The sequence below is a fragment of the Salmonella sp. NW177 genome, assembly GCF_051811585.1.
In the GTDB taxonomy this organism is placed as follows: domain Bacteria; phylum Pseudomonadota; class Gammaproteobacteria; order Enterobacterales; family Enterobacteriaceae; genus Salmonella; species Salmonella enterica.
The window spans coordinates 623,158-643,474 of record NZ_JAMMZV010000001.1 but is presented as its reverse complement, the minus strand read 5'-3'; the positions used below and the strand labels follow the sequence as shown (position 1 = coordinate 643,474).

Annotated in this window: 22 protein-coding genes; 10 read left to right on the top strand and 12 right to left on the bottom strand. The window is 51.3% G+C overall.

From position 1 onward, the window contains the following. Positions 1–54: 54 nt before the first annotated feature. Positions 55–1,668, bottom strand: a complete 1,614-nt coding sequence (locus tag NA986_RS03405; RefSeq protein ID WP_001216563.1) for a peptide ABC transporter substrate-binding protein — start codon at positions 1,666–1,668, stop codon at positions 55–57. 189 nt (positions 1,669–1,857) lie between these two features. Between NA986_RS03405 and mpaA the strand changes: the two genes are divergently transcribed. Beyond that, positions 1,858–2,586: a murein tripeptide amidase MpaA gene (gene mpaA, locus NA986_RS03400; protein ID WP_000219108.1), complete on the top strand. Its 729-nt coding sequence runs from the start codon at positions 1,858–1,860 to the stop codon at positions 2,584–2,586. Here the strand turns inward: mpaA and ycjG are convergent. After that, on the bottom strand, positions 2,561–3,526 hold the full coding sequence (gene ycjG / locus NA986_RS03395; protein ID WP_001258064.1) for an L-Ala-D/L-Glu epimerase: 966 nt from the start codon (positions 3,524–3,526) through the stop codon (positions 2,561–2,563). The two genes, mpaA and ycjG, sit on opposite strands and share 26 nt — an antisense overlap. A 115-nt stretch (positions 3,527–3,641) precedes the next feature. On the opposite strand from ycjG, the gene tpx reads away from it, so the two are divergent. Further along, positions 3,642–4,148: a thiol peroxidase gene (gene tpx, locus NA986_RS03390; RefSeq protein ID WP_000084401.1), complete on the top strand. Its 507-nt coding sequence runs from the start codon at positions 3,642–3,644 to the stop codon at positions 4,146–4,148. Positions 4,149–4,237: 89 nt separating this feature from the next. Here tpx and tyrR read toward each other — a convergent pair whose 3' ends face one another. From tyrR to pspA, 8 genes are all read right to left on the bottom strand, one after another. Next, positions 4,238–5,779 (bottom strand): transcriptional regulator TyrR, encoded by a 1,542-nt coding sequence (tyrR, locus tag NA986_RS03385; protein WP_001235493.1) that lies wholly within the window; start codon positions 5,777–5,779, stop codon positions 4,238–4,240. 147 nt (positions 5,780–5,926) lie between these two features. Next, on the bottom strand, positions 5,927–6,988 hold the full coding sequence (locus NA986_RS03380) for a YcjF family protein (protein WP_023216551.1): 1,062 nt from the start codon (positions 6,986–6,988) through the stop codon (positions 5,927–5,929). Next, positions 6,985–8,382, bottom strand: coding sequence for a YcjX family protein (locus tag NA986_RS03375; protein ID WP_000825860.1), 1,398 nt, complete (start codon positions 8,380–8,382; stop codon positions 6,985–6,987). The genes NA986_RS03380 and NA986_RS03375 overlap by 4 nt, the downstream gene beginning before the upstream one ends. Before the next feature lie 148 nt (positions 8,383–8,530). Further along, positions 8,531–8,845 (bottom strand): thiosulfate sulfurtransferase PspE, encoded by a 315-nt coding sequence (pspE, locus tag NA986_RS03370; protein ID WP_000913432.1) that lies wholly within the window; start codon positions 8,843–8,845, stop codon positions 8,531–8,533. Positions 8,846–8,920: 75 nt separating this feature from the next. Continuing rightward, on the bottom strand, positions 8,921–9,139 hold the full coding sequence (gene pspD, locus NA986_RS03365; protein ID WP_001097610.1) for a phage shock protein PspD: 219 nt from the start codon (positions 9,137–9,139) through the stop codon (positions 8,921–8,923). A gap of 22 nt (positions 9,140–9,161) precedes the next feature. Next, the gene (pspC, locus tag NA986_RS03360) at positions 9,162–9,521 is read right to left on the bottom strand and encodes an envelope stress response membrane protein PspC (RefSeq protein WP_000508938.1); all 360 of its coding nucleotides are present in this window, start codon (positions 9,519–9,521) and stop codon (positions 9,162–9,164) included. Further along, positions 9,521–9,745 carry an envelope stress response membrane protein PspB gene (gene pspB, locus NA986_RS03355; RefSeq protein ID WP_001274953.1) on the bottom strand — a complete coding sequence of 75 codons (225 nt, stop codon included), beginning with the start codon at positions 9,743–9,745 and terminating at the stop codon, positions 9,521–9,523. Before pspB ends, pspC begins: the two co-directional genes overlap by 1 nt. A 59-nt stretch (positions 9,746–9,804) precedes the next feature. Continuing rightward, positions 9,805–10,473 (bottom strand): phage shock protein PspA, encoded by a 669-nt coding sequence (gene pspA, locus NA986_RS03350; protein ID WP_023216549.1) that lies wholly within the window; start codon positions 10,471–10,473, stop codon positions 9,805–9,807. Between the two features lie 170 nt (positions 10,474–10,643). On the opposite strand from pspA, the gene pspF reads away from it, so the two are divergent. The 6 genes from pspF to sapF all read left to right on the top strand — a co-directional run bounded on the left by pspF (position 10,644) and on the right by sapF (position 17,024). Further along, positions 10,644–11,624 (top strand): phage shock protein operon transcriptional activator, encoded by a 981-nt coding sequence (gene pspF / locus NA986_RS03345; protein WP_023216548.1) that lies wholly within the window; start codon positions 10,644–10,646, stop codon positions 11,622–11,624. Positions 11,625–11,735: 111 nt separating this feature from the next. Next, on the top strand, positions 11,736–13,385 hold the full coding sequence (gene sapA / locus NA986_RS03340) for a peptide ABC transporter substrate-binding protein SapA (protein ID WP_001241628.1): 1,650 nt from the start codon (positions 11,736–11,738) through the stop codon (positions 13,383–13,385). Next, complete coding sequence (gene sapB, locus NA986_RS03335) at positions 13,382–14,347, top strand: peptide ABC transporter permease SapB (RefSeq protein WP_000583298.1); 966 nt, start codon at positions 13,382–13,384, stop codon at positions 14,345–14,347. Before sapA ends, sapB begins: the two co-directional genes overlap by 4 nt. Next, entirely contained in the window at positions 14,334–15,224 is an 891-nt protein-coding gene (gene sapC, locus NA986_RS03330; RefSeq protein ID WP_001146150.1) for a peptide ABC transporter permease SapC, read from the top strand. Before sapB ends, sapC begins: the two co-directional genes overlap by 14 nt. Next, entirely contained in the window at positions 15,224–16,216 is a 993-nt protein-coding gene (gene sapD / locus NA986_RS03325) for a peptide ABC transporter ATP-binding protein SapD (protein WP_001128869.1), read from the top strand. The genes sapC and sapD overlap by 1 nt, the downstream gene beginning before the upstream one ends. Position 16,217: 1 nt before the next feature. Further along, positions 16,218–17,024, top strand: a complete 807-nt coding sequence (sapF, locus tag NA986_RS03320) for a peptide ABC transporter ATP-binding protein SapF (RefSeq protein WP_000230462.1) — start codon at positions 16,218–16,220, stop codon at positions 17,022–17,024. 15 nt (positions 17,025–17,039) lie between these two features. On the opposite strand, the gene NA986_RS03315 is transcribed toward sapF, so the two are convergent. Both NA986_RS03315 and steC read right to left on the bottom strand, forming a co-directional pair. Beyond that, complete coding sequence (locus NA986_RS03315; protein ID WP_070793991.1) at positions 17,040–17,747, bottom strand: EAL domain-containing protein; 708 nt, start codon at positions 17,745–17,747, stop codon at positions 17,040–17,042. A 466-nt stretch (positions 17,748–18,213) separates the two neighbouring features. Continuing rightward, on the bottom strand, positions 18,214–19,587 hold the full coding sequence (gene steC / locus NA986_RS03310) for an SPI-2 type III secretion system effector kinase SteC (RefSeq protein ID WP_024147202.1): 1,374 nt from the start codon (positions 19,585–19,587) through the stop codon (positions 18,214–18,216). Positions 19,588–19,621: 34 nt separating this feature from the next. On the opposite strand from steC, the gene NA986_RS03305 reads away from it, so the two are divergent. Continuing rightward, positions 19,622–19,825, top strand: a complete 204-nt coding sequence (locus NA986_RS03305; RefSeq protein WP_001518100.1) for a hypothetical protein — start codon at positions 19,622–19,624, stop codon at positions 19,823–19,825. Positions 19,826–19,906: 81 nt separating this feature from the next. Further along, positions 19,907–20,200, top strand: a complete 294-nt coding sequence (locus NA986_RS03300) for a hypothetical protein (protein ID WP_031617683.1) — start codon at positions 19,907–19,909, stop codon at positions 20,198–20,200. Positions 20,201–20,317: the final 117 nt, after the last annotated feature.

Here is a 20,317-nt window from a genome sequence, read left to right as displayed (position 1 = left end):
GCCAGTTCTGAGTTTGGCAGTGGTTACCTTTCATCAAAAGGTAACCAGTACGCATCAGTGCTTCACGATATACATTGTACGGCTATAGGCCACATCTTCCGGGTTAGTAATGGGGTATCCCTTTACCCACGGTTTAATTAACCGGCCATTGGTATACTGATAAATAGGCGCTATAGGCGCTTGTTCCGTTAAAATTTTCTCCGCTGCATTGTAATCCGCGTTACGCGCTTCGGCGGTATTTTCCATCGTCGCTTGCGTCAGGATTTTGTCATAAGTCGGATTAGTAAAGCGTGAAATATTCCCCGTATGCGTGGACGTTAATAAGGATAAGAAAGTCGACGGTTCGTTGTAATCACCCACCCAGGAGGCGCGAATAACATCAAAATTACCGGTATTACGGCTGTCGATATACGTTTTCCACTCCTGGTTTTGCAATTTCACATCCACCCCCAGATTTTTCTTCCACATTGACGCCACCGCAATCGCGATTTTCTGATGGTTTTCTGAGGTATTGTAAAGCAGAGTTAATTTAAGCGGCTTCTGCGATCCGTAGCCTGCTGCACGCAGCAATGTTTTCGCCTGGGCGTTAAGTTCTTCCTGGCTCATTTGTTCAAACGGTGAAGGATCGGGCTTAAATCCTGCCGTGACATCCGGTGTAAAATGCCAGGCCGGTTTTTCACCGGTACCTAAGACTTTTTCCGCCATCAAACGGCGATCAATGGTCATACTTAGCGCCAGACGAACGCGGGAATCCGCCGTCGGCCCTTTCTGCGTGTTAAACGCATAATAATAAGTCCCTAATTGCGGCGGCGTATAAACTTGCCCTGGAATATCCTTTAATAATTTCTGGTACATATTTTTAGGGAAAGATTCGGTGATATCAATATCACCGGCAAGATAACGTTTCGTCGCAGCCGATTCCTGGTTAATGGGTAAAAATGTCACTTTTTGCAGTACCGTTTTCGCGTTATCCCAGTAATGCGTATTAGGCACGACCACCAGTTTTTCATTTACCACGCGCTCTTTAAGCACATACGCGCCATTGCCGATCAGTTTTCCCGGCTTCATCCAGTCTTTGCCGCTTTCGACATTCGCTTTTTGGACCGGATAAAAGGCAAAACTGGCGGTCAGACTGGCAAACCAGGGCAACGGCTTGTCAAGCTGAACACGCAAAGTGTGCGCGTCCACGGCACTGACGCCAAGCTGATCCGGCGTGACTTTACCGTCGATAATGGCTTGCGCATTAGTGATGCCAGCCAGAGCGGCAAACCAGGCGAAGGGGGAAAGCGTTTTGGGATCAACGAGGCGTTGCCAGCTATAGACAAAATCCTGGGCGGTCACCGGCGTTCCATCGGCCCATTGCGCATTATCCCGCAACGTAAACGTCCAGATACGATTATCATTGCTCTTCCACTGGCTGGCGACGCCAGGGATAATTTCACCCTTTTCGTTCTGGTTAACCAGCCCTTCAAACAGATCGCGGATCACCTGAATTTCAGGCAGCCCAACGGCTTTCGCTGGATCTAACGAAGCGGGCTCATCTTTGATATGACGCACCAGTTCTTGTTTCTCTGCCAGTACCGTTCCGCCGGGAACATCCGCAGCATATGCCAGGGAAAAGCTGCTAACCAACAGCGCACAACAGGTTACTGAAACAGAATGCCTCATAGAAGTTCCTCAAAGATGAGTTAAATGACAACGTAATTATTTGTTTCAGCAGAAAGAAATGCAATTATCTTCCGCCAGAAAGTTGATATCGCGCCATACAAGAGGGTAAATAGAAACCATTTGATAATCGGCGGGTTTTACACAACACTACGATGATTACCCTACTGGTCTCAGCTTCGGGAAACGCGTATGACTGTCACCCGCCCCCGTGCCGAGCGCGGCGCATTTCCGCCAGGCACTGAACATTATGGACGTTCGCTACTAGGCGCGCCGCTAATCTGGTTTCCGGCGCCTGCCGCCAATCGCGAAAGCGGTCTGATACTGGCTGGCACCCACGGGGATGAAACCTCATCCGTGGTGACGCTCTCCTGTGCGTTACGCACCTTAAATCCAACCCTTCGCCGTCATCATGTCGTACTTGCCGTTAATCCTGATGGCTGTCAACTGGGGTTAAGGGCAAATGCGAATGGCATTGATCTAAACCGTAACTTTCCCGCCGCCAACTGGAAAGCGGGTGAGACAGTTTATCGCTGGAATAGCCGCGCGCAAGAGCGTGATGTCGTGCTGCTAACCGGCGACCATCCCGGCTCAGAACCGGAAACTCAGGCGCTTTGCCAGTTAATTCATCGACTCCAACCCGCCTGGGTCGTCTCTTTTCACGATCCGCTAGCCTGCATTGAAGATCCACGTCGCAGCGAGCTAGGCGAGTGGCTGGCCGATGCGTTTGCGTTGCCGCTGGTGACCAGCGTAGGTTACGAAACGCCCGGTTCGTTTGGCAGCTGGTGCGCCGACCTCAACCTGCACTGCATTACCGCCGAGTTTCCCCCTGTTTCCGCCGATGAAGCCAGCGAAAAATACTTGCTGGCGATGTCGAATCTGCTCCGCTGGCATCCTAAAGATGGAGTTGACCCGTCGTAAAGCGTAGCGCGGGCTCAACATCAACCGCCAGCCATGTTGGGCCATCAAGATCGGCGAAGCTCACCTGCGGCATAAGCGGCAGCGCGGCGCTAATCGCTCTTGATGTACAGAGCATACAGCCCAGCATCAGGCCGAATCCTTGCTCCCTCGCCTCCGTTGCCAGCGCCAGCGCTTCGGTCAGACCGCCGGTTTTATCCAGCTTAATGTTGATCATATCGTAGCGCCCCGTCAGGGCTTTCAGACTACTGCGAGTATGGCAGCTCTCATCTGCACAGATGGGCAACGGATGAATAAAATTTTCCAGGGCGGCGTCATCCTGCGCGGGCAGCGGTTGCTCCAGCATCGCGACATTCAGATCCGCCAGTAACTGGCAACGCGCCGCCAGCCCCTCCGGACGCCACGATTCATTGGCGTCCACAATGAGCGTCGCCTCCGGCACCGCCGAGCGGATCGCCACCATACGTTCGCTAATCAGACGAGCATCGAGTTTAATTTTCAGCAACGTCGCCCCTTTTTCCCATAGTGCCGCCGCACTGGCAGCCATCTGTTCCGGCGTGCCTATCACTACCGTTTGCGCGGTAGTAAAAACCGGGGACAGCGTCACGCCGAGCAGCCCGGCAAGGCTTTGCTGCCGCTGGCGGGCCTGCAAATCCCATAAGGCGCTATCCACCGCGTTGCGCGCCGCGCCTGCCGGCAACAGTTTCTGCAATGCTTCGCGAGTCAGCCCGTTTTCCAACTGAGGCACAATACTCATGATTTGCGCCATGACCGAGGCATCACTTTCACCATAACGTGGATATGGCGTACATTCCCCGATGCCTTTTACGTCCTCTTCTTCCAGTTCGACAACGACAACATGCGCTTCGCTTCGGCTACCACGCGCAATAACGAAAGGCGTATGTAACGGCCAGGTTTCCTCATATACCTTAACAGATCTCATCTCTTCCCCTCTGATAGCGCCGGACGCGGCTTGCTACAAATAGTATTTGCCGTGTTAATGAATAATGACTTAAACTGGATTTCGACGTTAACTATAAGTAAATAGGAACATAATTATGTCACAGACTGTACATTTCCAGGGTAACCCGGTCACCGTTGCCAACGTTATTCCGCAGGCTGGTAGCAAAGCACAGGCTTTTACTCTTGTCGCAAAAGATTTGTCTGACGTTTCCCTCAGCCAATATGCAGGCAAACGCAAAGTGCTGAATATTTTCCCAAGCATTGATACTGGCGTATGCGCCGCATCAGTTCGTAAGTTTAATCAACTGGCCACAGAAGTGGAGAATACCGTCGTATTGTGCGTTTCTGCTGACCTGCCTTTTGCACAGTCGCGTTTTTGCGGCGCGGAAGGCCTGAGCAACGTTATTACGCTTTCCACTCTGCGTAATAACGAGTTTCTGAAAAACTACGGCGTCGAAATCGTTGACGGCCCGCTGAAAGGTTTGGCGGCGCGCGCAGTCATCGTGCTTGACGAAAACGACAACGTTATTTTCAGCCAGTTGGTGGATGAAATCACCCACGAGCCGGATTACGACGCCGCGCTTAATGTCCTGAAGGCATAAGCCAGCGCCTGCTGGCGCTACGTTTGTCAGTGCTACAGGCGGTGCTCTTTTGTCACAAGAAGGCCTCTATCCGGAGGCCTTCTTTTTTTCTACTCTTCACCCTTCTTCTGGCTCAGACCATATTCACGCAGCTTATTGGCAATCGCGGTATGCGATACCCCCAACCGTTTCGCCAGTTTACGCGTACTCGGATAGCTACGATAAAGCTGAGTAAGGACAGAACGTTCAAAACGACTGGTAATGTCATCCAGCGAACCTTCCATCGCATCCTCGCCGACTGCCACCGTCGCGGCATCGTAGTCAGGCAGCAGGATATCCTGCGGACGCAGCTCATACCCTTCCAGTTGCGTCAGCGCCCGGTATATCGCATTTTTAAGCTGGCGAACGTTACCCGGCCAGCCGTAACGAGTGAGGACCGTACTCAGATCGGCAGACAGTTTCGGTCGCGGAACGCCCTGTTCGTCGGCAAAACGCGCCACGAACAGTTCGGTCAACGGCATAATATCCTGCGGGCAATCGCGCAACGGCGGCAAATTAAGCGTCAGAACGTTAAGTCGATAATAGAGATCTTCGCGGAACAGTCCTTTTTGCACCAGCTCCACCAGATTTTTCTGCGTGGCGCAGATAACGCGGACATCAACATGAATTTCGTGATCTTCGCCGACGCGACGGAACGTACCATCATTGAGAAAACGTAGCAGCTTCGCCTGCATACGCGGCGACATTTCGCCAATTTCATCCAGCAGCACCGAACCGCCATTCGCCTGTTCAAAAAAGCCTTTTTTACCTTCCGGCGCATGGCCAAATAGTTCGCTTTCTACCGCATCTTCCGGGATTGAAGCGCAGTTGAGCGCCAGATACGGTTTCGCTGAACGAGGGCTTGCCTGATGACAGGCATAGGCGAAAAGATCTTTGCCGGTTCCCGTATCGCCGGTAATCAGCAGCGGCGCGCTGAGCATCGCCAGTTTGCGCGCCTGCTCAACGACGTGCTTCATCTTTGCGCTCACGGCAATAATCTGACTAAACGCGCTCAGATCCTGCGTGGACAAATTCTGTAGCTGCTGCCCCATACGAATCGTGGAACGCAACATCACTACCGCGCCGGTCAACACGTATTCGTCATTTTCGTTTTGTAAATGTACCGGCGTAATCTCCATCAGGAAGTTTTGCCCGTTGATCACGACATGTTCGTTATGGGAGCTTTGCGGGTTACCGTCCAGCCAGCGCTGAAAATTGAAGCCATTGATTAATTGTGCGGCGGTATGGTGCCGCATTCGCTCCTGGCTCTGGGCAAAAAGCTGACAACTCGCCGGGTTCGCCATCTCCACTTTACTCTTCATATCCAATGAGAGCACCGGCTCCGGCAACGCCTCAAGCAGCGCGCTCAGGGCCAGATGTTCACGTTCGGACGGCATCCAGGGAACGGTACGGACATCCGTTACGCCGGAAATACGGCGGATTTCGGCCATCAGGCTGCTGAAGTCGGTGAATTCCAGCTCAGCAAAATTAAGATAAATTCGCCCAATGGGATCAATCTCGATTCCGCGTAAATCAATGCTACGTAACACCAGTAAATCAAGTAATTCGCGGGTCAGACCAAGTCGGTCTTCACAAAAGACTTCCAGACGCATGGGAACCTTCACCTGAATAATGAACCATTAAATAGATGATAAGCCACTATTCGGCTGGCAGGAAGGATTCTGTCAACAAATATTGACAGCATGGCGGAAAAACGGGCGCTGCGGCGTAAAGCCAGGCAATCAGCGCCCTGTGGAAGGTCATTTCTCAGGCGACGGCTTACTCTTTTGCAGCGTCTCTTTTAGCTGACCGATAAGCTGACGACGAAAATCACCGAGACGTGGTTTATCGTTATCGATCCACGGCAATGGTCGACATAGCTCCATCGCTTTTATTCCCAGTCGAGCGGTAAGGAGACCTGCGCCAATCCCCTGCGCCGCGCGCGTGGACAGGCGTGCGGCCAGATCCTGAGACATCCAGTCCATACCAACTTCACGCACCAGCTCACTGGCCCCCGCGAACGCGATATTCAGCAACACCAGACGGAACAGACGAAGGCGGCTGTAATAACCAAGTTCAATGCCATACAGAGTTGCGATACGGTTAATCAGGCGTAAATTACGCCAGGCAATAAACGCCATATCCACCAACGCTAACGGGCTGACGGCGATCATCAGAGTCGATTCCGCGGCGAAACGGCTAATCTCACGTCGCGCCTGCGCGTCAAGTACCGGCTGTACCAGATTCGCATACAAACCGACGATTTCCCTGTCGTTTTGCGTTTCGTGAATAGCGGCATACCAACGTTGTAATGCCGGATGTGATTGATCAATCCCCGCCTGCTGCGCCAGTTTTTCGCAAAATGCGCGACCTTTCCCGACGCTATGACTATGTAACAGTTCACGCGCTTCATCGCGTTCATGCGCCCGCTGGCGCAAGCGCCATAATCGCCGCCACTCCGTGACCACCGATCCCACGCCAGCGCCAATGATCAGCGCGCCTGCGGCACAGCCGCCTAAAGCGACCCAGTCCTGAGTTTGCCAGGCATTCATTGTCCACTGTACGCCTTGCCCGACCACGCTCGCGCCAAACAGCGCCAGCCCTCCCATCACCATTTTACGCCACAGACTGCGTTTGGGACGCAGCGCAGCATCGACCGCCGCTTCTGCCACGCCTTCGTCTTCCGGGGGCTCATCGATAGCTGCAGGTGCAAATGTACGCGACTCCGCTTCGCTGAAAGTTTGCTGCGCTTTGAAGGCCGACGTAGGTTCCTCCTTTAGCGGTTCTGCAAAATCAATACGCGGTTTTAACGGTTCGCTCATCGCAGCTTATCTCCTATTAAAAACTCCAGCGCAGCGTCCAGACGAATATGCGGTAACGGTTTATCAACATCCATCACCTGCGGACGAAAAGCTTCGAACTGAAAACCCTGACTATCCCAAAACGCTTGCCCCGGCAAACGCGAAGGCACTTCGCCGGGGTACACGGTTAACGGCGCGCCGTCACTCAAACGGTTTCCACGTAAAGCCGGGATTTTTTCGCCGTTGACCTCAATCACGCCGCTGGTGGTCGCCTGTACCGACGCCAGCCCCAGGCAATCCATACTAATGCCTTCAAACGCGGCATTTTGCCAGGCATCCTGAATAAGCTGCTGGAGCAAGGCCACCATATTGGCATGTTGGTCGAGGGTGACATGGTCGGCTTTCGTCGCGGCGAACAGCAATTTATCAATCACCGGCGAAAACAAACGGCGAAACAGAGTTCGCTGGCCATAGTGAAAACTTTGCATCAACTGCGTTAAGGCGAGACGCATATCATTAAACGCCTGCGGCCCGCTATTAAGCGGTTGCAGACAGTCGACCAGCACAATCTGACGATCAAAGCGTAGAAAATGATTTTTGTAGAACCCTTTGACCACTTTTTCGCAATAGTAGTTAAAGCGTTCGCGCAGCATTCCAGCGTTGGTCTGCTTATCCGCCTGCGCCAGTTTTGACTCGCCGAAGGCGTCCACATCCGGCCACGGGAAAAACTGCAACGCTGGCGCACCCGCCATATCGCCCGGCAAAACAAACCGTCCAGGCTGAATAAAATGCAATCCCTGCGATTTACACTGATGCAAATAATCCGTCCAGGCGGCGGCAATCTCCGCCAGCCGGTTTTCATCGGCGGGCGCCAGCGGATCGAGCCCGTCGCAAAGTTGCCGCCATTTTGCGGCCCACTCAGCGCGTTGCCCTTGTAACAAGCCGTTCATCTGACGGGACCAGCTTAAATAATCCTGAGCCAGCATGGGCAGATCGAGTAACCATTCCCCTGGATAGTCCACAATCTCCAGATACAATGTCGAGGTATCTTTAAAATGGCGCAGCAGCGAGTCGTTTGAGCGATAGCGCAACGCCAGCCGAATCTCACTCACGCCGCGCGTCGGTGTGGGCCAGGCGGGAGGATTGCCATAAAGCTGAAGTATCCCCTCGTCGTAGGTAAAACGGGGAATACCAAAATCACGTTGAGGCACGCGCTTTACGCCAAGCAGGCGTTCTTCGCGTACCGCGCTGAGCAACGGTAAGCGCGCGCCCGCGTGGACATTAAGCAACTGGTTAACCATCGCCGTGATAAACGCTGTTTTACCGCTGCGGCTCAACCCGGTTACGGCAAGACGCAAATGCCTGTCTACCCCACGATTGACCAGCGCGTTGAGTTCAGTTTTAAGTCGCTTCATTGACATCCTGTTGAGCCTGAAGAGAAGAAAAAATAATAACGAGCCTGCGTTATAGATATGTGCAAAAACGTTATTATCAACTACCCGGAGAGATCAACAACGGCGCATTAAGCGCCGCGGTTAGTATGAGTATTGAGCAATAGATTATCTATTTTTTTACTTTCGGCATATCAAGACGACTGATGCCGCCCATATTCATCGCGTGCGTATACCCCATATCAAGCAACATTTGTTTTGCCATGCCCGACTGTCGTCCGGAGTTGCAATATAACTTTACCGTATCGTTCCTGTCTGGAACTACCGTTTCGATATGAGATTTAATCTCCTTCAATGGGATATTAATCGCGCCCTGAATATGCTCACGCTGATATTGTTCCGGAATGCGGACATCTATCCAGTATTCTGCGGCATAAAGCGGCATGGCTACGAATAACGCTAACGCAAATATTCCTTTTTTCAACATACTTCCGTCCTGACACGTAATGTATTTCGCACACACTATACGCCAGAGCTTAACGAAATATTATGACCAGACTCGCTATTTGTAACGCTGCGAAATTTTATTCGCCGCCTTACGAAGTACTGGCTCCAGCGCAAACGCCAGCAACATTTTTAGCGGACGACGGGCGACGGATTTTACCGCCCATCCCGCCACGCCGGCAGGCCCGTAGCGTAACGCGGTCAACAGAACCAGCTTACCTGCTATTTTGAAGCCGGGCTTCACTTTCTGCCCGACGCGTTGCCAGCGAGTATTCATCTTCACCTTCCCGATATATCACTTAAAGTTGACGGAAACGACTACGCAGTGTGAACGTATCTGACGTGACGTAGCGTTCCATTTCTCGCAAACGCTTTTCGCCTGCGGCAAGCTCTCTGTCTACGGTATCCAGCAGTTCGCCGCTGGTCGGCTGCGGTTTGCCTGCGGCCAGATTATCCGGCATAGGGTCCAGTACAAAAGACAGAACGATATAGGCCACTACGGTAAAAAACGCCAGCCCAAAGAAAATCGACAGCACGACCAGAATACGCACCAGTTTTACCGGTACATCAAGGTAGTCGGCGATCCCGGCGCAAACGCCACGCACCATGCCCTTTTGCGGCATACGCCATAGTTTTTTATTCAGATTGATTCCACCCATTAGCGCTCTCTCCAGTTCGGATGCTCTGCATCAAGAATGTCTTCCAGCGCCTGAATGCGCTCGCGCATACGTTGCGCGTCGTCTGTGAGTTGCAGTAAGCGTTGCTGCTCGCTTTGCGACAGTTCTCCCCGACCGGCGCGGTTGCTGTAATGCAGCCACAGCCAAATCGGTAACACAAACAACACAAAAATGGTTAACGGGATGGCCAGAAATAGCGCGCTCATGCGTTCTCCTTACACCTAAAGCTGATGAGCGACGGCGCGTACCGGCGCCGCCATTGTCATTATTGATTATCTTGCTTCATTTTGGCTTTCAACTGCGCCAGCTGCTCGCTGATTTCATCATCGGCTTTCAGGTTGGCAAACTGTTGGTCCAGCGATTGCTGCTTACCAAAACGATGGCTTTCCGCTTCCGCTTCCATTTGATCGATACGACGTTCAAAGGATTCAAACCGCGCCATGGCTTCATCCAGTTTGCCGCTGTCAAGCTGACGACGGACATCACGGGAAGAACTCGCCGCCTGATGACGCAGCATCAGCGCCTGCTGGCGAGCGCGTGTTTCGCTGAGTTTGTTTTCCAGCTCGCCAATCTCTTTCTTCATGCGCGCCAGCGTGTCATCCACCAGCGTGACTTCCTGTTCAAGCGTAGTAATTAAATCGGTCAGCTTTTGTTTTTCAATCAATGCGGCGCGCGCCAGATCGTCTTTATCTTTGCGCAGAGCCAGTTCCGCTTTTTCCTGCCACTCGGTCTGCTGAGTCGTGGCCTGTTCAATACGACGGGATAACTGTTTCTTTTCCGCTAAAGCACGCGCGGAGTTCGAGCGAACCTCCACCAGCGTATCTTCCATCTCCTGAATCATCAGGCGCACCAGCTTCTGCGGATCTTCCGCTTTTTCCAACAACGCATTGATATTGGCGTTCACGATGTCGGCAAAACGAGAAAAAATACCCATAATTCAATCCTCACATAATGTTCTGATAACGGGCGATGCCCTGCTACATGATTAATACAATTTGCGTGCCAACTTTTCATATCACTGATAATAAAGAAATTGTTTCGTTTTACCTCGCCAGCAAAAAAGGATAAAGTGGTGAAAAACACTAACAAGTGGCGATTTTCATCATGGCTGAATTTAAAGATAACCTGCTCGGCGAGGCAAACCGTTTTCTTGAAGTACTGGAACAAGTCTCCCGGCTCGCGCCGCTGGATAAGCCAGTGCTGATTATTGGCGAACGCGGTACGGGTAAAGAACTTATCGCCAATCGCCTGCACTATCTCTCTTCACGCTGGCAGGGGCCGCTTATCTCGCTTAACTGCGCGGCGCTTAACGAAAACCTGCTGGACTCCGAACTGTTTGGCCATGAAGCGGGCGCTTTTACCGGGGCGCAAAAACGCCATCCCGGTCGCTTTGAACGCGCCGATGGCGGCACGCTGTTTTTGGATGAACTGGCGACAGCGCCGATGCTGGTACAGGAAAAGCTGCTGCGGGTGATTGAATATGGCGAGCTAGAGCGCGTCGGCGGCAGCCAGCCGTTACAGGTTAATGTGCGATTAGTATGCGCCACTAATGCCGATTTACCCGCCATGGTGAAGGAAGGGACATTTCGTGCCGATCTGCTCGACAGGCTGGCTTTTGATGTTGTACAACTGCCGCCGCTGCGCGAACGCCAGAGCGATATCATGCTGATGGCCGAGCATTTTGCTATTCAGATGTGTCGTGAACTACGTCTGCCCTTATTTCCCGGTTTTACCGATCGGGCAAAAGAAACGTTGTTGCATTACGCCTGGCCGGGTAATGTCCGCGAGCTGAAAAACGTAGTCGAACGTTCAGTGTATCGCCACGGCAGCAGTGAACATCCTTTGGATGAAATTGTTATCGATCCTTTTCAACGCCATCCCGCTGAACCGCCCGCGCCCGCCCTGCCAGCGGCATCCGTCACGCCTGACCTGCCGCTCAAATTACGTGAGTTTCAACTGCAACAGGAAAAAGTGCTGCTGCAACGTAGCTTACAGCAGGCGAAATTTAACCAGAAACGAGCCGCCGATTTGCTGGCGCTCACCTACCACCAGTTTCGCGCCTTGCTTAAAAAGCATCAGCTTTAGCTATTTCTCCGGCTAATTGACGACATTTACGCCAGTTATCCACCGACATTTTTACGTGGCGGGCCGAAGTGCGATACACTTTGCAAATTGAACTTCAAAAACTTAACTATTATGCGCCTGGTTTTATCGTCTCTGATCGTGATAGCGGGTCTACTGAGTAGTCAGGCTACGGCTGCGACTGCGCCCGAACAAACTGCGAGTGCAGATATTCGCGATAGCGGCTTTGTGTATTGTGTCAGCGGGCAGGTCAACACCTTTAATCCGCAAAAAGCGAGCAGCGGCCTCATCGTCGATACCCTGGCCGCCCAGTTATATGATCGCCTGTTGGATGTCGATCCCTATACTTATCGTTTAGTCCCAGAGCTGGCAGAAAGCTGGGAAGTGCTGGATAACGGGGCAACGTACCGTTTTCACCTGCGCCGCGACGTTTCCTTTCAAAAAACCGCCTGGTTTACGCCGACCCGAAAACTCAATGCTGATGATGTCGTCTTTACCTTTCAGCGGATTTTTGATCGTCGGCATCCGTGGCATAACATCAACGGCAGTAGCTTCCCCTACTTTGATAGCCTACAGTTCGCCGACAATGTAAAAAGCGTGCGTAAGCTGGACAATAACACCGTTGAGTTTCGCCTGACGCAGCCAGACGCCTCCTTTTTATGGCATCTGGCTACACACTACGCTTCCGTCATGTCCGCTGAGTACGCCGCGCAGCTTAGCCGAAAAGATCGTCAGGAACTGCTAGACCGCCAACCGGTCGGCACCGGTCCCTTCCAGCTTTCGGAGTACCGTGCCGGGCAGTTTATTCGTCTCCAGCGCCACGATGGGTTTTGGCGCGGCAAACCGCTGATGCCGCAAGTGGTGGTGGATTTAGGCTCCGGCGGTACCGGGCGTTTATCGAAATTACTGACCGGTGAATGCGATGTTCTGGCCTGGCCCGCCGCCAGCCAGCTAACTATTTTACGCGACGATCCGCGTTTACGTCTGACGTTGCGCCCGGGGATGAATATCGCCTATCTGGCCTTTAACACCGATAAGCCGCCGTTGAATAATCCCGCAGTGCGCCATGCGCTGGCCTTATCGATCAACAACCAGCGTCTGATGCAGTCGATTTATTACGGCACGGCGGAAACCGCAGCCTCCATTTTACCGAGAGCCTCATGGGCTTACGATAACGATGCCAAAATTACGGAGTACAATCCGGAAAAATCGCGCGAACAGCTAAAAGCGCTGGGCATTGAGAATCTTACGCTGCATCTCTGGGTGCCGACCAGTTCTCAGGCCTGGAACCCAAGTCCGCTAAAAACGGCGGAGCTTATTCAGGCGGATATGGCGCAGGTTGGCGTAAAAGTGGTCATTGTGCCGGTTGAAGGTCGTTTTCAGGAGGCGCGCCTGATGGATATGAATCACGATCTGACCTTATCCGGCTGGGCCACGGACAGCAACGATCCGGATAGCTTTTTCAGACCACTGTTAAGCTGTGCGGCCATCAATTCGCAAACCAATTTCGCCCACTGGTGTAACCCTGAATTTGACAGCGTGCTGCGTAAAGCACTGTCGTCGCAGCAGTTGGCTTCGCGCATAGAAGCATATGAGGAAGCGCAGAATATCCTGGAGAAAGAGCTGCCGATACTGCCGCTGGCATCATCACTACGCCTGCAGGCTTACCGCTACGATATTAAAGGGCTGGTGTTAAGCCCGTTCGGCAATGCGTCTTTTGCCGGCGTCTCCCGCGAAAAACACGAAGAGGTGAAAAAACCATGATTATCTTCACCCTGCGTCGGTTATTGCTGTTGCTGGTGACGCTATTCTTCCTGACCTTTATCGGCTTTAGCCTGAGCTATTTTACGCCGCACGCGCCGCTACAAGGCGCATCATTATGGAATGCCTGGGTTTTCTGGTTCAACGGTCTGCTGCACTGGGACTTTGGCGTGTCCAGCATTAACGGCCAGCTGATCTCCGAACAGCTTAAAGAGGTGTTTCCCGCCACGATGGAGCTGTGCATTCTCGCCTTTGGTTTTGCGCTGATGGTCGGCATCCCGGTCGGGATGCTGGCTGGCGTGACGCGTAGCAAATGGCCGGATCGTTTTATCAGCGCGCTGGCGCTATTAGGTTTCTCAATTCCGGTTTTCTGGCTGGCCCTTCTGCTCACACTGTTCTTTTCGCTCACGCTGGGGTGGCTGCCGGTATCCGGGCGATTTGACCTGCTTTATGAAGTTAAACCGGTTACCGGTTTCGCCATCATTGACGCCTGGATTTCAGATTCGCCGTGGCGCGATGAAATGGTGATGAGCGCCATACGGCATATGGTTTTACCGGTGCTCACGCTCTCCGTCGCGCCGACCACAGAAGTGATCCGCCTGATGCGAATCAGCACTATTGAGGTCTACGATCAGAACTACGTTAAAGCGGCGGCCACGCGCGGCTTGTCGCGCTTTACGATTTTACGCCGTCACGTGTTGCATAATGCGCTGCCGCCGGTCATTCCCCGTCTTGGCCTGCAGTTTTCAACCATGTTAACGCTGGCGATGATTACCGAAATGGTTTTCAGCTGGCCAGGACTGGGACGATGGTTAATTCACGCCATTCGTCAGCAGGACTATGCCGCTATTTCCGCTGGCGTGATGGTCATTGGGTCGCTGGTTATTGTGGTCAATGTGATTTCCGATATTTTGGGTGCTATGGCTAACCCTCTGAAACATAAGGAATGGTATGCCTTACGATAGCGTATACAGCGAAAAGCGCCCGCCAGGCACCCTGCGCACTGCCTGGCGTAAATTTTATAGCGACGCGCCTGCGATGGTGGGCCTGTATGGATGCGCCGGTCTGGCGTTGCTGTGTATTTTTGGCGGCTGGATCGCGCCCTATGGTATCGATCAGCAATTTCTGGGCTATCAGCTACTGCCGCCCTCCTGGTCACGCTATGGCGAAGTCTCCTTTTTTCTGGGGACTGACGATCTGGGGCGCGATGTGCTGAGCCGCCTGTTAAGCGGCGCGGCGCCCACGGTCGGCGGCGCGTTTATCGTAACGCTGGCGGCTACGCTATGTGGATTAGTCCTCGGCGTAGTGGCAGGCGCGACGCACGGTTTACGCTCTGCCGTACTGAACCATATTCTGGACACGCTGCTTTCCATCCCTTCGCTCTTGCTGGCGATTATCGTCGTGGCATTTGCCGGCCCACATCTGTCACACGCGATGTTTGCCGTCTGGCTGGCCCTGTTGCCGCGAATGGTACGTTCCGTCTATAGCATGGTGCATGATGAACTGGAAAAAGAGTACGTCATTGCTGCCCGTCTGGATGGCGCGACAACGCTGAATATTCTGTGGTTCGCCATTTTACCGAATATTACCGCCGGTCTGGTCACCGAAATTACCCGGGCGCTGTCGATGGCGATTCTGGACATCGCCGCGCTGGGATTTTTAGATCTCGGCGCGCAGCTTCCCTCTCCTGAATGGGGCGCCATGTTGGGAGATGCGCTGGAGCTAATCTATGTCGCGCCGTGGACCGTTATGCTACCCGGCGCGGCGATAACGCTCAGTGTTTTACTGGTAAACCTGCTCGGAGATGGGATTCGTCGTGCGATTATTGCGGGGGTGGAATAATGCCGTTACTGGATATCCGCAATCTCACCATTGAATTTAAAACCAGCGAAGGTTGGGTAAAAGCGGTCGATCGCGTCAGTATGACATTAAGCGAAGGCGAAATTCGCGGCCTGGTAGGTGAATCGGGTTCCGGAAAGAGCTTGATTGCTAAAGCTATTTGCGGCGTCGCGAAAGACAACTGGCGAGTCACTGCCGACCGTATGCGTTTTGATGATATCGATCTGCTGCGCCTCTCCTCTCGTGAACGGCGTAAGCTGGTCGGGCATAATGTGTCGATGATCTTCCAGGAGCCGCAGTCGTGCCTTGATCCTTCCGAACGCGTCGGCCGCCAGTTAATGCAAAATATTCCCGCCTGGACCTATAAAGGCCGCTGGTGGCAGCGTTTAGGCTGGCGTAAACGGCGTGCAATTGAATTACTGCACCGGGTGGGAATTAAAGATCATAAAGACGCGATGCGCAGTTTTCCCTATGAACTGACCGATGGCGAGTGTCAGAAAGTCATGATCGCTATCGCGCTGGCGAATCAACCGCGACTCCTGATCGCTGATGAACCCACCAACTCAATGGAACCGACGACGCAGGCGCAAATTTTTCGCCTGTTGACCCGACTGAATCAAAACAGTAATACCACCATTCTGTTGATTAGCCACGACCTGCAAATGCTGAGTCAGTGGGCTGACAAAATCAACGTCTTATACTGCGGCCAGACGGTAGAAACCGCGCCAAGTAAAGATCTGGTGACGACGCCACATCATCCTTATACGCAGGCGCTTATCCGCGCGATTCCGGATTTTGGCAGCGCGATGCCGCATAAAAGCCGTCTCAATACGCTGCCGGGCGCGATCCCGCTACTGGAGCAGTTACCGATAGGTTGTCGTCTGGGGCCGCGCTGCCCTTACGCGCAACGAGAATGTATTATCACGCCACGCTTAACCGGCGCGAAAAATCATCTCTATGCCTGTCATTTTCCGCTGAATATGGAGAGAGAGTGATATGGTGGAAACTCTGCTTGAAGTGCGCAACCTGAGTAAAACCTTTCGCTACCGGACAGGATGGTTTCGCCGCCAGACCGTCGACGCCGTGAAACCATTAAGCTTTACGCTTCGTGAGCGTCAGACTCTGGCCATTATCGGCGAAAACGGTTCCGGCAAATCCACGCTGGCAAAGATGCTGGCCGGCATGATTGAACCCACCAGCGGCGAGCTTCTTATTGACGATCATCCCCTGCATTACGGCGACTATTCGTTTCGAAGCCAACGTATTCGAATGATTTTTCAGGACCCCTCAACGTCACTGAATCCACGTCAACGTATTTCACAGATTCTTGACTTCCCCCTGCGCCTTAATACCGATCTGGAGCCGGAACAGCGGCGCAAACAGATTGTCGAGACGATGCGTATGGTGGGGCTATTGCCCGATCACGTGAGCTACTACCCGCATATGCTGGCGCCGGGGCAGAAACAGCGTCTGGGCCTGGCCCGCGCGCTGATTTTACGCCCTAAAGTCATTATCGCGGACGAAGCGCTGGCTTCGCTTGATATGTCCATGCGCTCGCAGCTCATCAATCTGATGCTTGAATTGCAGGAAAAACAAGGCATCTCCTATATCTATGTCACGCAGCATATCGGCATGATGAAACATATTAGCGATCAGGTATTAGTGATGCATCAGGGGGAAGTGGTTGAACGCGGCAGCACCGCCGATGTGCTCGCCTCTCCGCTACATGAGCTTACCCGCCGTTTAATCGCAGGCCATTTTGGCGAGGCGCTGACCGCTGACGCATGGCGAAAGGATCGCTAAGCGAAACAAATACCCTCAGTTCGATTCTCTGAGGGTGTTCATGCGACTGCCCAACAGCAATGTTTCAACCTCTTCTAACGCAACGGAAGGAAATAACGTGCCCTGGGTTGCCCAAATGCCTGCCGTTTTTAACGCCGGCAAATAGCGTGTGTTTTCCTGGCCACCCACCACGATCTTGTCACAATAACGCCGGATATGTTTGACGAGCAGCGGAAACGTCATTTTTTCAATTTGTGAGATAAAAAAGCTGCGATCAAGTTTTACGCCGCTAAAACACCCGCAAACTAATGGCGCAGCGGTTGCGTTCCCTACGCCCAGGTCGCCCAGCCATAATAGATTAGGTTGCTTATGAAGCGCGTGTATTAAAGGATCGATTAAGGCGTTATTTTGACATGAAAAATGTTCAGCGACCTGCAGCTCCACAAATAGCATGGCGTGTAGTAATGCGCGAATATCTTTGTCCTGAAGGACAAGCTGCGCCATACCCCGATCGATATTAACGATACAGAACAGGCCGTGGCGTAGAAACCAGCCATGTTTGGCCGCGATTGTCCGCAACAGATCAAGCAGAAAACGGCGCTTCTGCGAATTGTCCCATGACGAGATAACAAACTCAGGGTGTAGCGGACGAGCTGGCGACGATGCAAAATGGGTAATAATTTCGACACCCAGTAAATCCCCCTCCATTGCCCTTATCGGCTCTGCCATAAAAAAATAGCGCATGTGACCACTCCACTTGATCTTAACTCCCTGATAATGCGCTTTTAACGCAAATCAATCAATAAAAACGATCAATATATAAAAAATGATCGAAAAAAACAATATATGTTAACTTCATGATAACTTGCTAATTTTATGTTTTGAGAATGTTCTTCTATTGCTATAAGGAAATTTACATACTACGCCGAACAACGCTAATACGACGGCATGAGACCATCCGTAAAGCCAGGTTTTTCTTGTCAGGCAGAGGGGAAAAATCAAGGCGAGTTAATGGTGTTGCACCATCGCGTGGCATTTCACCCACTATGGCAGCGCGGCATCGCCAACCCTAATGGCGAGTTGCATCTCCGCTACAGGCTGTCCAGATCCCCCGAACGACCTTTAAGCGAATAGCAACTCTCAATAATTGATCGGCAAATCTGTAGCGAATGAGCCCCCGGCGATTCGCAGAAAAGAACTGAACTAAATGCTATTTTTTTAATTCATTCTTTAATACCTTAGCCACAAGAGTCCCTTCCTCAGGCGCGGCTAGTTTAAAACGTCTTCCTGGCGCAGGTGTCTGTTCTTCCTCTCCGATTAACGCATCAAGATCCGCAATAAGTGACTTATAATATTCAATATCTTCAGTATTTTCTTCGGTCTCTGCCCGCTTTAATTTTATCAGGTGATGGGCCTTAATTTGCTCTTCCAGTTGCCTTGTTGCAAGAGAAACGCTTCGCTGTTGCCGGGATTCTTGTGACAACACGATTTGATCGCCATCCACAAAGAAAAGAACCCCTTCTTTAATCAGAATATTACCTAAGATATTTATATCATGCATATAAACCCCCCGGGATTTAAGAAGCGCCTCCGCCATTCGATAGTTATCTTCATCTTCAACATCTAACTCCCGACCTTGAATATATTTTGAAACTAAAACCGTAACGTCTTTACCATTAATATTCATGATGGCCGAACGAGAAAAATTCTTGTCGCCATTGGCCATATTCAAATACTTACTGACACGATCAGGATGACAATTACGATGTTCCTGAGAGTTGACATCCACTTTTATTCCCCGCTCATTAATTGGAATTTTAACAACAAAGTCTTCATGTAACCGATAGACTGTCCCATAACTTCCGCTACCTATTTTATTTTTTTCAATATCACGCATGCGAATATTTTTCTGAAACTCCGGCGAGTTAATAAACGCCTCTATTGCCGCTGGTTGTGATGCATCCGTCTGATCAGTAGCGCAGCTCTCATCACCAGACGCCGTGGCGGGCGTGGTCAGGAAGTCTATCAAACGATGCTCAAAAGCCTCATAGATCCCATTACTACCTGCTTCGCTCGGCGTCAGGTTATCATTATCCAAAGCGGCAAGCGTAATTTCCCCGGTATTATAATTAAACATCGTTTCTTTTAAAAAATCGACGCAACGCTCAGAGCACTCCGTCTCGGTCACTAATACTCCATCGTAAAACATCTGTAGTAGTAACATATTTTCTTGATACGCTAATACTTCTACAGTGTATTTATCTCTTGTTTCAGGCCTGGAGGCATCAATAAGTTTAATATATCCAAGAAGGGGGCGCCATCGTGTACAGTCTTCATCTCGCTTCGAAAATGGTCCTGGAGAGAAAGGCCCTTTAATATCGGGATGCTCTTTTTTTTGGCACAGTAGATTATATATTTCTCTATAGTCAGAAATTAAACTTCGCCTGGTGAATATATTCCTGAAAAAATCTATAAATTTCTCACACGTTGAAAAAACATGCTCTCTTTTATTATCGATGATATCTCTTAAATACCTTTCTGATATCTGGCAACTATGATTTCCGATCTGAAATGTAAACGGCATATGTCTCATCCTCTGAAAATTTATTATAATATACATGCAAACATATAAAAACCTGATTTGTAACTACTGTAATCACCTGATTTCCAAAATTTTTCATATTCAGTATTACTCTGCATCAATAAATAGAGAAAACCTTCAGCGCCTAAAAAAGAAATTATTTTTGTTAAGCATTTGCTGGTTAAAATTACATGTCTATACCCAAAATAATTCGAGTTGCTTACAGGCGGCAAGGGAGTGAGTCCCCAGGAGCATAGATAACGATGTGACTGGGGTGAGCGAGTGTAGCCAACACATAAGCAACTTGAAGTATGAAGGGTATATAACATCGCTAATAGGTGAGGTAAACCATTCGGATGAATATTCAGGCTTCCTACAGAACCTTTATTTGTCTGGTGGAAGGCGCATCGCTATCGTACTTGCTATCCGTCCCGGTGTCTCTGGTTGGATGAGGCGAACCTTACACCAGCTGGTATACTGCACCGTAGAGCACATTCCATTAGACTCTTTGATTTGCCAGTTTGGCCCTGGGGAGTGCTCAAAATCTTCAGGGACTTCGTTACCGTGTGGTTTTAGAACGTCACCTGCCGGAGATAGCGGCGGAAAAATAGCGTGACACACGGGGCCAGGAGTGGGATATAATTTCAGACTAATTTCGAATAATGTTGAAAAGTTGCTGTTAACCATTGTTCGTAAAAGCAAAAAATAAGCAATGACTATAAGGATTAAAGCT